Consider the following 11849-nt stretch of genomic DNA (forward strand, 5'->3'; position numbering starts at 1 on the left):
GGCTCGTGGTCGATGGCGGGCACAACCCCGGTGCGGGCGATGCGCTGGCTGGTGCGCTGCCCGGCTGGGCGGATGCACCGCTGCATATGCTGGTGGGCATGAAGCAGACCAAGGATGCCTCGGGCTTTCTTGGCCCTGTGCTGCCATTTGCCACGGGCCTGTGGGCCATTAGCGAGCCGGAGCAGCATCTGGCCCTGCCGGTGGAAGAGATCGTGCGGGCTTCGGGCGGGCGGGCGCAGGTTGGCCCCACACTGGTTCGTGCACTGGCTGATATTGCCGCGCAGGCGGTGGTGGATGGGCAGGCGCGTGGCCGGGTGCTGATCTGTGGTAGCCTGTATCTGGCGGGTGTGGCGCTCAGGCAGGATGGCTGGCGGGCCAGCTAAAGCCCGGCAGTCTACCTTGTTTCTGGCCCGTATGCCGAATCGGCGGCAATGCCGGTTTGCAAGGTAGGGAAAAAAGTGGTGCCCCCAGTAGGATTTGAACCCACGACCTACCGCTTACAAGGCGGTTGCTCTACCACTGAGCTATAAGGGCACGGCGCTTTTACGCACAGGGCGGGACTATAAGCGAAAATCCCGCTATTCCGTCAAGCCCTGTTTTTGCGCGTGCTCATGCTTTTTTGGCGGCGGGGCGTCTTGCATCGGCCCGACGGCTGGCGCAATTAGGCGTTCATGTCTGACGCACCGCAAAGATCACAGCCGACCCTGTCCCTGCATGACAGCCAGCGGCGCGCCACCGTGCCGTTTGTGCCGCTCAACCCCGAGCATGTCACGGTCTATTACTGTGGCCCCACGGTGTATGATCTGGCGCATATCGGCAACCTGCGCGCCATGCTGACAGCCGATGTGCTGGTGCGGCTGCTGCGCCACCTGTACCCGCGCGTGACCTTTGTGCGCAATATCACGGATGTGGACGACAAGATTACGGCCCGCGCCCGCGCCAATGGCGAGGATATTGCCGCCCTGACACAGCGCACCACGCAGGAATTCCATGCCGATCTCGCGGCCCTTGGCGTGCTGCCGCCCGATATCGAACCGCGCGCCACGCATAACATTGCCGAAATGCAGGCCATGATCGCCCGGCTGATCGAAAACGGTCACGCCTACGAGGCCGAGGGCCATGTGCTGTTTTCGGTTGGCTCCTTTGCCTCATACGGTGCGCTGTCAGGCCGCAACCCTGATGAGCTTGAGGCCGGTGCGCGGGTTGAGGTCGCCCCCTACAAGAAAGCGGCTGGCGATTTCGTGCTGTGGAAACCGTCCGATGCCGACCAGCCGGGTTGGGATAGTCCATGGGGCCGGGGGCGTCCGGGCTGGCATATCGAATGCTCGGCCATGTCGCACCGCTATCTGGGCGACAGCTTCGATATTCATGGCGGTGGGTCGGATCTTCTGTTCCCCCATCATGAAAACGAGCGCGCGCAGAGCCTGTGCTGCTTCCCCGGTGGGCGTTTTGCCAATTACTGGGTCCATAACGCCATGCTGCTGGTGGATGGCGAGAAAATGTCCAAGTCACTGGGTAATTTCCTGACCATTCGCGATGTGCTGGCTCAGGCCCCGGCGGAGGCCCTGCGCCTGTTGCTGCTGGGTGCGCAGTATCGCTCCACCCTCAATTACACGCAGGCCGGACTGGCCGAAGCCCGGCGCACGCTCGACCGCTTCTACCGCGCGCTGGAAGCCGGTGGCGTTACGGATGCAGCGGGTGATGCGTCAGGCGCTGCCCCCATGCCCCACGGTGTGCTGGCGGCGCTGGGTGATGACCTGAATACCCCCAAGGCCATAGCCGAATTGCACGCACTGGCCGATGCCGCCCTTGCCGGTAGCCACGAGGCAGCGGTGGCGCTGCGGCAGGGGGGCGGGCTGATGGGCCTGCTGCGCACAAGCCCCGGCGAATGGTTCCGGGGTGAGGCCAGCGAGGATGATGCCGCCATTGACGCGCTGATTACCGAGCGGTTGGCCGCGCGCAAGGCGCGTGACTTCGCCCGTGCCGATGCCCTGCGTGATGAATTGCAGGCCAAGGGTATTATACTGGAAGACACCCGAGAGTACAAGCTGGAGGCGCGCATGACCGGGCGTGACGGCGGCGCACCGCTTGAACCCATGGGCAATACACCTGTGGTTATTCTCGTGCGCCCGCAAATGGCCGAAAATGTCGGCACCACGGCGCGCGCCATGGCCAATGGCGGGCTGTTTCACATGCGGATTGTGGCCCCGCGAGATGGCTGGCCGCAGGAGCGCGCCTGGCGTGCCGCCTCAGGGGCTGACAGGATTCTGGACGCCGCCACCGTGCATGAAACGGTGGATGACGCCATAGCCGACCTGCACCATGTCTATGCCACCTGCCCGCGCCCGCGCCATGTGGTCAAAACGGTCATGACTGCGCGTGGTGGTGCGGCCGAACTGCGCGCCGCCACCCAGCGTGGGCTCAAGGTGGGGCTGATGTTCGGCCCCGAACGCGCCGGGCTGGATAACGAGGACATGGCCCGCGCGGATGCGCTGATCCGCTACCCGCTCAACCCGGCTTTCATGTCGCTCAATCTGGCGCAGGCCGTCATGATCATGGCGTATGAATGGTGGATGACCGAGGACAGCACGCCCCCTCGTGCGCTCATGACCAACGAAACCCATGTGGCCACCAAGGGCGAGCTTGAGAATTTCTTTGCCCATCTGGAGCGCGAGCTGGATGATTGCGGTTTTCTCCGCAACCCGGAAAAACGCCCCGGCATGGTGCGCAACCTGCGCCATTTCTTTACCCGTGGCGAAGTCACGGAACAGGAACTGCGCACCCTGCACGGTGTGGTGCGCGAACTGGCCCACCCGCGCAAGGCGGGCGCATAATCAGCCGTTCCGCTTAAAAAAACGGCTGTCGGCGTGTTACCGCCGACAGGGTCTTAACGGATCAGGCCAGACAGGTTGCGCGAAAGGCCTCGAACGCGCGGGCGCGGTGGCTGATCGCGTTTTTTTCGGCATCACTCATTTCGGCAAAACTGCGGGTTTCGCCTTCGGGCTGGAAAATCGGGTCATAGCCATGCCCGGCCGCTCCACGTGGCGGCCAGACGATCTCGCCTTCCACGCGGCCTTCAAAACTATGGGTCGTGCCATCGGGGAACGCCAGACACAGCACGCAGGTAAACCACGCGTTGCGCTCATCCGCGCCGATACCCTCTTCAATCCGCTGCATGGCGGCGGGAAAATCCTTGTCCGGCCCGGCCCAGCGGGCGGAATAAATGCCCGGCGCACCGCCGAGTGCTGACACGCACAGTCCCGAATCATCTGCCAGCGCAGGCAGCTTGGCCGCCTCTGCCGCAGCCTGCGCCTTGATAGCGGCATTGCCCGCAAAGCTCGTGGCGGTTTCCTCGGGTTCGGGCAGGTCCAGTTCTCCAGCGGAGAGAACGGTAATGCCAAAGGGGGCCATAAGGCTTTGAACTCGGCCAGTTTGCCCGCGTTATGGGTTGCCAGTACAAGGCGGCTGCCACGTTCGAGCCGGGGTTTGGTCATGCGGGGTCTATCCTTTGCGGGTCATGTTTTATCTGGCGCGGGTTAGGCGGCCAGTGGCAGGCTACCTGTGGCACGGTATAGGACAATCAAGAAACCCCGCAATCCGGCGGCATAACCGCAAACTGCCGGACATTGTGCTGCCTGCCGTGCGGTGTATCGGCAGGCGAGCCGAGCAGGCGGCATGAAGGAGAGCCGAAAGCGATGACGACGACGATGCGTGGCCTGCTGCCTGTCCGCCCCTCCCTGCCGCCCGGTCTGGATGCGCGCGCGGCCACCATCCTGCGCGAGGTGGTGGAGGAATACGTGGCCAGTGGCGAGCCCGTAGGCTCGCGCACCGTGGCGCGCAGGCTGGGGCTACCGCTCTCGCCTGCGACAATCCGTAATGTCATGGCCTCGCTGACAGAGGCCGGGTTGCTGTTTGCCCCCCATATTTCCGCAGGGCGTCTGCCAACAGAGGCGGGATTGCGCCTGTTTGTGGACGGGCTTTTGCAGTTCGGCGCGCTGTCGGATGAGGAGCAGAAGGTCATAGGCCAGTCGCTCGAAGCGCTGGGGCGTTCCTTGCAGGATACATTGTCGGAGGCATCGGCCTGCTGGCGGGCATGTCTGGTGCGGCGGGGCTGGTGATCGCTCCTAAGGGCGAAGGCGGGGTCAAGCATATCGAGTTCGTGGCGCTGGGTAGCAACCGCGCATTGGTGGTGCTGGTGGGGGCTGACGGCCATGTGGAAAACCGCGTGATCGAAACACCCCCCGGTATGCCGCCTTCGGCACTGGTGGAGGCCGCCAATTATCTGAACGCACGCGCCATGGGCGTCTCGTTGAGCGACCTGCGCCGCAGGGTTGCGACCGATATGGAGCAGGACAGCACGGCACTGGACAGTCTGGCGGCCGAGGTGGTGGAAAGCGGGCTGGCCATCTGGAATGGTGGCCGGGCGGAAAGTGGCGGCACGCTGATCGTGCGGGGGCAGTCACGCCTGCTGGCCGATGTGGACGGGCAGGAGCGGTTATTGGCCATCCAGTCGCTGTTTGACCGGCTGGAGGCGCAGGAAACCATGCTGCGCCTGCTCGAACTGGTGGAAAATTCCGAGGGTGTGCGCATTTTCATTGGCGCGGAAAGTGGGCTGTTCGGCACCACGGGCATGTCGGTGGTCATGGCTCCGGCCCGTAACGAGGCCAATCGCATTGTAGGAGCTATTGGGGTGATCGGTCCTACGCGGATCAATTATGGCCGCGTGGTGCCGGTGGTCGATTATACCGCCCGCCTTCTGGGCGACATGCTGGGCTGACCCAAAACCTCGGGCAGAAACAGGGCTGGGGACATGCCGCCATGAGTGATGGGCGTTATGCGGCGGGTTTGGTTTTCTGTGCGTTCAGGCGGTCTATGGTCTCGCGGTCATGGGGCTCGGGCTCGGGCCGGGCATAGACATAGCCTGTATTTCCTGACAGCCTTCGGCCCGGATCGCATCCAGATGCTCCTGCGTTTCCACCCCTTCGGCCACGGTGGTCACGCCAAGGCGGTGGCCGATATCGGCAATGGCGCGCACCACCGCAGCGCAGTCCGGGCGGGTGGTGGAATCGCGGACGAAGGAGCCGTCGATCTTGATCTTGTCGAACGGGAAACTGCGGATATGCGACAGGGAGGAATAGCCCGTGCCAAAGTCGTCCAGCGCGATATGCACGCCCATTGCCCTGAGTTGATGCAGTTCTTCCATCACGCGGGATTCGTCATTGACCAGCGCTGTTTCGGTCACTTCGATTTCCAGCCGTGTGGCGGGCAGGCCTGAGGCCTGCAGGGCGGTGCTTATCAGGCCTGCCAGTGTGCCCTGCCCAAGCTGGGCGGCGGAAATATTGACCGCCACCCGCGCCTCATCCGGCCAGGATGCGGCGTCACGGCAGGCGCGGTGCAGCACAAGCTGGCCCAGCCGTTCGATCAGGCCTGTCTGTTCAGCCACGGGAATGAAAACGGCAGGGGAAATCCAGCCCTGTTCGCTCGAATGCCAGCGGATAAGCGCTTCACGCGCGGTAACGGCGTTGGTCTGGGCGTTGACGATGGCTGATAGAATACGAACAGGCTCTCACCCGTAACCAGTGCCTCGCGCAGTTCGTTTTCAAGGCGCAGGCGATCCTGTAGGTTTTGCTCCATCGTATCGGCAAAAAACCTGAAGTCGTTCTTGCCCGCATCCTTGGCGGCGTAGAGTGCAATATCCGCGCGCGACAGCAGGGTTTCGCTATCGGTACCATGCTGTGGGCATAGCGCTATGCCCACCGATGCGCTGACACGCACATGCAGGTCTCTGGCCAGCCTGTAGGGCTCTTCCACACAGCGGATTATGGTATTGGCCAGTTCTTCGTTAAAGGCGGGGTCGTTACTTTCCGACATGATGACGAATTCATCGCCACCCAGACGGCAGATCGAAACCCGGCATCCGTTTTTACTGCGGTCATCGCACAGGGCCTGCAGGCGGCGGGCGGTCTCGCGCAGCAGGGTGTCACCCGCGCGGTGGCCGTGGGTATCATTGACCAGCTTGAACCCGTCCAGATCAATAAAAAGCAGGCTCAGTTCGGTCGAACCGGAGTGAATCCGTGCTTCCAGCAGGTCATGGAAGGTGTTGCGGTTGGCAAGGCCCGTCAGGCTGTCATAGCGCGCCAGATGCAGGATACGGTTTTCCGCCTCCACCTCCTTGGTTACGAGCGCCCATGTGAGCATGGGGCCAAGGTAGTGGCCGTTATTGTCGTTGATAGCGGAAATCTTGAGATCAAGAATTTCACTGCCCAGACTGATCCGCGCGTTGTGCGGCAGGTTATCGGGGTTGGCCAGAATACGCCGCTGGTGCTCGGGGTGGCGGTGGAAGATGTCGATACAGGTGCCGATCAGGTTTTCGGCTTTAACCGGCAAAAGGTGCTCGATGCTGCAGATCAGTTTGCGCGAGGTCGCGTTGGCGTAGTTGATGCGTAAGGAGTCGGGCTCGACCGTCATGACTGCCACGGGCATATCGTCAATCATGTGCAGCAGGCGTTTGTGTTCGCGCTCGTTGCGGTGGTCCATGAGGGCGATGTTCAGCCCGCTCAGCACGATAATGCCCGCCAGCCCCGCAGTGACCAGCGCCAGTGCGCGGAATGTTTCAGGCGATGAAAAATGCCCGGCAACGGATGAGGGTGTGATGCTGAGTGCCAGCATGCCGGTAAAGTGCAGGCTGATAATGGCCAGCATGAGCAGTGCTGTCATTATACCCGTGCGTTGCACCTGCCGCTCGCTCTCGCCCCCGACCAGAAAGGCCCCAGAGGCAAGTACCATCGCCAGCACGACGGACAGGACAAGGCAGGGTATGTTCCATTCCATGGTGCCCTGCACCCGGTAGGCCAGCATGCCAACATAATGCATGCTGGCAATGCCCACCCCCATGACCGTACCACCCACCAGCCGGACCGGAGCGCTGTTCCACCGCCACCCGGCAATGGCCAGACCGCACAGGCTGCCCGCCAGTGCGATCAGCAGCGAAAAGCCGGTCAGGCCAAGGGAAAACCCGACCGCAACCCCCGGCCTGTAGCCCAGCATGGCGATGAAATGCGTGCACCAGACAGTCGTGCCGGCAATCAGGCGGTTTTAACCAGCCAGCGGGTTTTGTGGTGGGGCGGGCTAATCAGATAGCGGTTGAAAAGTCCGGTGGTGACCCACGCGCCGCAAGCGCACAGAAGGGCCGCAACCGCAACGATTCTGATATCATGTTCATGAATGAGGGGGTGCAGAACGGCGTTCACAGGCGTGTTGTTCCAATTCAGGCGGGTTCGATCAGCGGCGGGTAGTCGAACGCCATGGCCTTTTTGCCGCGTTTCGTCCTGAGGGCGTGTGGCGCTCAGTCCGAATGTCGCCATGATTGTGGAGACAATCGGCAGGAGGGGGAAGACGCACCCGCAGGATTAATGGTAAAGAAGCCACATGACAAGCACTCCACCTTCCGGTGACACGGGCTCTTCCTCTGGCCAGGATACACAGACGGCAGATTTAGGCCGACAGCCGGACAAGGCGGCGCAGCGCAGTGGCGGGCGTGGCCTGCGGCGGCGCACCCTGCGTAAGTTCCTTGGCGCCTCGGCGGCTCTGGTGCTGGCGGGTGGGCTTGGTGGCGGCATTGTGCTGTGGGGCCAGTATCAGGGCATCATGGCCGATCTGCCTACGGTGGAGGGCCTGCGTTCCTACCAGCCGCCGGTCATGAGCCGCCTGTATGCGCAGGATGACCAGCTCGTGGCAGAACTGGCGAACGAGCGGCGCATTTTTGTGCCCTACACCGCCATACCGGATAAGGTGAAAAACGCCTTTATCGCGGCGGAAGACCAGAAATTCTGGACCCATAACGGCGTGGACCCCGCAGCCATCCTGCGCGCGGGACTGACAGACCTTACGCGCGGCAAGGGGCGGCGGCCTATCGGGGCTTCCACCATTACGCAGCAGGTGGCGCGTATCATGCTGCTGGGCACCAATGCGGTGTCGCTCAAGCGCAAGGCCAAGGAAGCGTTTCTGGCCATGCGGGTGGAGCAGGTTCTGCCCAAGGAAAAGATTCTCGAAATCTACCTCAACGAAATTTACCTCGGCAACGGGGCCTATGGCATTGGTGCCGCGGCCCAGACCTATTTCAACAAGCCGCTCGACCAGCTTGATGATGCCGAGGCCGCGTTTTTAGGGGCGCTGCCTAAATCGCCCACCAATTACAATCCCGAGCGCTTTCCCGATGCCGCGCGTGGCCGCAGGAACTGGGTGTTGGAGCGCATGGCCGATATTGGCGCGCTTACGCCTGAAGCCGCGCACACGGCCGCCGCCGAGCCATTGGATACACGCGCTTTTGTCCGGCCAGGCCCGGCCCCGGGTTCTGAATGGTTTGCCGAGCAGGTGCGCCGTGAACTGATCGAGCGCTATGGTCAGGACATGACCATGCAGGGCGGTCTGGACGTGCACACCAGTCTTGACCTGCCGCTCCAGCGCGCGGCGCAGGGTATTTTGCGGCAGGGCCTGCTGGCCTATGATCGCGCCCACCGAGGCTGGCAGGGCGCGTTGCGGACTCTGCCCGATATTGGCCCCGAAACCCCGCAGGCGGACTGGACCAAGGCCCTTGCGGCCCAGACACCCCCGGTAGGCCTTATTGATCAGTGGCGGCTGGCCGTGGTGCTGGATGCGGCCAAGGGCCGTGTAGGTTGGCTTGAAAGCAGCGTCGTGCGCCGTTCCCCGGCGGAGTCGGCCTCTCCCGCCGGTGCCGCGCAGGAGGCCCTGCTGCTCGCGCGGGATCTGACATGGGCACGGCGCAGCCACCCTTTGCATAATGGCGATGTCGTCATGGTGGAACCACAGGCAGCCGGTGGCCGCGCTGCTCTGATGCAGGTGCCGTTGGTGGAAGGGGCCGTGGTCACGCTTGATGCCCATACCGGGCGTGTTCTGGCTCTGGTGGGCGGCTGGTCCTTTCAGGCTTCGCAGTTCAACCGGGCCACGCAGGCCCTGCGCCAGCCCGGCTCCTCCTTTAAGCCCTTCGTGTATCTGACCGCCATGGAGCAGGGTATTTCTCCCTCGCAGGAGTTTGAGGATTCGCCTGTCTCTTACGGCACATGGCATCCGAACAACTACGAGAAGGACTTCTGGGGCGCGACCACCCTGCATGACGCCCTGCGAGAATCGCGCAATCTCGTCACCATCCGGTTGGCCGCGCATATCGGCATGAAATCCGTGTCTGACATGGCAATCAAACTGGGGCTGGTGGATAGCATGCCGCAGGTTCTGCCCGCAGCACTCGGGGCGGTGGAAACCACGGTGCTGAAAGAGGCCGGGGCCTATGCAACGCTGGCCTCGGGCGGGCGGCGGATCACCCCCACCCTGATTGATGACGTGCAGGACCGGCAGGGCCGGGTTCTGTGGCGCACACCGGGGCTGACACTCGCGGCCCAGCCTGCTCAGGCCGATGTACAGGGTGCCACGGATGCGGCTCCGGCCGACAAGGTGCCGGCGGATGCAACCGGCGCGCTGTCTCCGGCTACCGCAACGCCCACCGTGCCGGATGCATCGCCCACCCTGCTTTCACCTGACAGCCTGCCCATGCTGCGTGACGACAGGCCCCGTGTGGCGAGCGAGCAGAGCGCGTTCCAGATCACCACCATGTTGCAGGATGTCATCCGCCGCGGCACCGGCATGCTGGCCGGGCAGGGCATAGATGTGCCTGTGGCCGGTAAAACCGGCACCAGCCAGAATTTTAACGATGCGTGGTTTGCTGGGTATACGCCCGATACGGTTACGGTTGTCTGGTTCGGCTTCGACACGCCGCAGTCTCTCGGGCGTAATGAAACCGGCGGGGCTATTGCCGGGCCGATCTGGAACAAGGTGATGAAGGTGGCTCTGGCCGGACAGCCGCGGCTCGATTTCCCCGTGCCCCAAGGCGTTATGCTCGTACAGTATGACACCGGGCGCGGTGTGGGGATCGATGCGTTCAAGGATGGGCAGATTCCCGGCGAAAGCCTGTATCTGGCCGATGGTTCGCGTGAGCTGACAGCGGCGGATACAGGGGCTGAAAACATGCCCGATTCCGAAAGCGATATGGCCGCGACTGGCGCACCCTCTGGTGCTTCGGCCGGGGCTGGCGGCGGCGGTGGCCCGTCTGAAGGGGCTGGGCATGCGGCCCAGCCTTCTTCCGGGGGTGACATTGGCATGGGGGGCCTTTATTGAAGGCCCGCCGGGCAGCGTTGCGCCCTTTACTGACCGAACCCATGGAGACCAGGCCCCATGTCTGCCGAGACAGAAGCCCTTAACGACCAGATCAAGCAGTCCGTGGCGCTGCTGAGGAGGCATCTTTAACTGGGATGTCGCTGAAGCCCGACTGGCGGAACTGAACAACCGCGCCGAAGACCCCGACCTGTGGAATGATGCCGAGGCCGCGCAGAAACTGATGCGCGAACGCACCCTGCTGGCCAACCAGATCGAGGGTGTTCTCCAGCTTGAAACCAATGTGAGCGATACCTGCGAACTGGTCGAGCTGGCCGAAATGGAAGCGATGCCGATCTGGTGGCCGATGGTGTCGCCAGCCTGCGCGCACTGGCGGAAGAAGCCAAACGGCGCGAAATTGAAAGCCTGCTTTCGGGCGAGGCCGACAGCAATGACTGCTATCTTGAAGTCAATGCCGGGGCCGGTGGCACGGAGGCTCAGGACTGGGCCCAGATGCTGCTGCGCATGTACACGCGCTGGGCTGAGGCGCATCAGTACAAGGTCACGCTGATTGAAAGCTCCGAAGGCGAACAGGCCGGGCTGAAATCCGCTACCATTCTGGTTTCTGGCCCCAATGCTTATGGCTGGCTCAAGACCGAGGCGGGCGTGCACCGTCTGGTGCGGATTTCGCCTTTTGATGCGGCGGCCCGGCGGCAGACCTCGTTTGCCTCCGTGTGGGTCTATCCGGTGATTGACGATACGATCGAGATCGAAATCAACGATTCCGACCTTAAGGTGGATACCTTCCGTGCATCGGGTGCGGGTGGGCAGCACGTTAACAAAACGGACAGCGCCATTCGTATTACCCATATCCCCACGGGTATTGTGGTGGCCTGCCAGACCGACCGCTCGCAGCATCGTAACCGGGCAACGGCCATGCAGATGCTGCGTGCCCGTATGTACGAAGCAGAACTACAAAAGCGCGAAGCCGCTGCTGCCGCAACAGAAGCCGCCAAAACCGATATCGGCTGGGGGCACCAGATCCGCTCTTACGTTCTTGCGCCGTATCAGATGGTCAAGGACCTGCGTACAAACGTGGAAACCGGCAACCCGGATGCCGTGCTGGATGGCGGGCTGGATGTTTTCATGGCCGCCTCTCTGGCCATGCGCGTGGGCGCTACCCGTTCGGAAGCCAGCGCTTCGGCCCAGTAAGCCGGGGCGTGTACGGAACCGCCTCCGGCGGTTCCGTATGGTTACATTATATGCATATGTTGCATATGATAATTATTTTCATATATATCGGGCTTCGTCACAGGGGGCACCCTTGACATCTTCGGTTTCAGATAGCCCAATTGCATTCAGGAAAAAGACGGAAAACCGATTAATGCGTCGTCAGCGCGGGGCAGGGGCTTATGTCCATGCTGCGTGTGTATGCTTCACATATCTGCATAAATGCAGATGGTCGGTTTTTTGAGTCGTGTAGGTAGCCACGGGAGAGGGACGGGTATGGTCGACGGCGAGCGGCAGAAAAGCTCGGCAAATTACGTGTTCAGGATGGGCGGCGCCATTCTGGCCGCCATCGTGGTCGTGGTTGTTCTTCTGCATATTTTTGCGGTTATGGGGCTGATGTACGGCATGAGGGGCAGCACGTTGCCGCCCCAGCGCCATGTGCCAATCGAGACGCG

General features: G+C 62.5%; 5 protein-coding genes, 1 tRNA gene and 5 pseudogenes. 6 read left to right on the plus strand and 5 right to left on the minus strand.

Features of this window, described 5'->3' with window-relative positions; translation table 11 throughout:
- Positions 1-383, plus strand: a pseudogene (locus tag JCM25143_RS19425) (bifunctional folylpolyglutamate synthase/dihydrofolate synthase); the annotation flags it as partial.
- A 76-nt stretch (positions 384-459) separates the two neighbouring features.
- On the opposite strand, the gene JCM25143_RS12620 reads toward JCM25143_RS19425, so the two are convergent.
- A tRNA-Thr gene (locus tag JCM25143_RS12620) sits at positions 460-534 on the minus strand.
- Positions 535-652: 118 nt separating this feature from the next.
- Here JCM25143_RS12620 and cysS point away from each other — a divergent pair.
- Positions 653-2064, plus strand: a pseudogene (gene cysS / locus JCM25143_RS19430) (cysteine--tRNA ligase).
- Entirely contained in the window at positions 2061-2834 is a 774-nt protein-coding gene (locus JCM25143_RS12630; RefSeq protein ID WP_025861456.1) for an RNA methyltransferase, read from the plus strand. Before cysS ends, JCM25143_RS12630 begins: the two are co-directional and overlap by 4 nt.
- Positions 2835-2895: 61 nt before the next feature.
- Here JCM25143_RS12630 and rdgB read toward each other — a convergent pair.
- A pseudogene (gene rdgB, locus JCM25143_RS19435) lies at positions 2896-3494 on the minus strand (RdgB/HAM1 family non-canonical purine NTP pyrophosphatase).
- Between the two features lie 201 nt (positions 3495-3695).
- Between rdgB and hrcA the strand changes: the two are divergent.
- Positions 3696-4777 (plus strand): annotated as a pseudogene (gene hrcA / locus JCM25143_RS19440) (heat-inducible transcriptional repressor HrcA).
- A gap of 93 nt (positions 4778-4870) precedes the next feature.
- Here hrcA and JCM25143_RS24215 read toward each other — a convergent pair.
- Genes JCM25143_RS24215 through JCM25143_RS22130 form a run of 3 tightly spaced genes read right to left on the minus strand, consistent with a single transcriptional unit; the run spans position 4871 to position 7364 of the window.
- Positions 4871-5497, minus strand: coding sequence for an EAL domain-containing protein (locus JCM25143_RS24215; protein ID WP_234395231.1), 627 nt, complete (start codon positions 5495-5497; stop codon positions 4871-4873).
- Positions 5422-7089 (minus strand): sensor domain-containing diguanylate cyclase, encoded by a 1668-nt coding sequence (locus JCM25143_RS19445; protein WP_369347374.1) that lies wholly within the window; start codon positions 7087-7089, stop codon positions 5422-5424. The genes JCM25143_RS24215 and JCM25143_RS19445 overlap by 76 nt, the downstream gene beginning before the upstream one ends.
- Positions 7086-7364: a hypothetical protein gene (locus tag JCM25143_RS22130; protein ID WP_148300136.1), complete on the minus strand. Its 279-nt coding sequence runs from the start codon at positions 7362-7364 to the stop codon at positions 7086-7088. Before JCM25143_RS22130 ends, JCM25143_RS19445 begins: the two co-directional genes overlap by 4 nt.
- A gap of 64 nt (positions 7365-7428) precedes the next feature.
- On the opposite strand from JCM25143_RS22130, the gene JCM25143_RS12655 reads away from it, so the two are divergent.
- Together JCM25143_RS12655 and prfB are read left to right on the plus strand one after the other, a co-directional pair.
- Positions 7429-10188 carry a penicillin-binding protein 1A gene (locus tag JCM25143_RS12655; protein ID WP_025861457.1) on the plus strand — a complete coding sequence of 920 codons (2760 nt, stop codon included), beginning with the start codon at positions 7429-7431 and terminating at the stop codon, positions 10186-10188.
- Positions 10189-10245: 57 nt separating this feature from the next.
- Positions 10246-11376 (plus strand): annotated as a pseudogene (gene prfB / locus JCM25143_RS19455) (peptide chain release factor 2).
- Positions 11377-11849 lie beyond the last annotated feature (473 nt).

Origin of the sequence: Acetobacter papayae JCM 25143 (genome assembly GCF_000613285.1) — a bacterium.
GTDB classification, from domain to species: Bacteria; Pseudomonadota; Alphaproteobacteria; order Acetobacterales; family Acetobacteraceae; genus Acetobacter; species Acetobacter papayae.

Coding starts and splice junctions, on each gene's coding strand:
- JCM25143_RS12630 (WP_025861456.1), top strand. CDS start 2,061: ATGACCGGGCGTGACGGCGGCGCACCGCTTGAACCCATGGGCAATACA.
- JCM25143_RS22130 (WP_148300136.1), bottom strand. CDS start 7,364: ATGGCGACATTCGGACTGAGCGCCACACGCCCTCAGGACGAAACGCGG.
- JCM25143_RS12655 (WP_025861457.1), top strand. CDS start 7,429: ATGACAAGCACTCCACCTTCCGGTGACACGGGCTCTTCCTCTGGCCAG.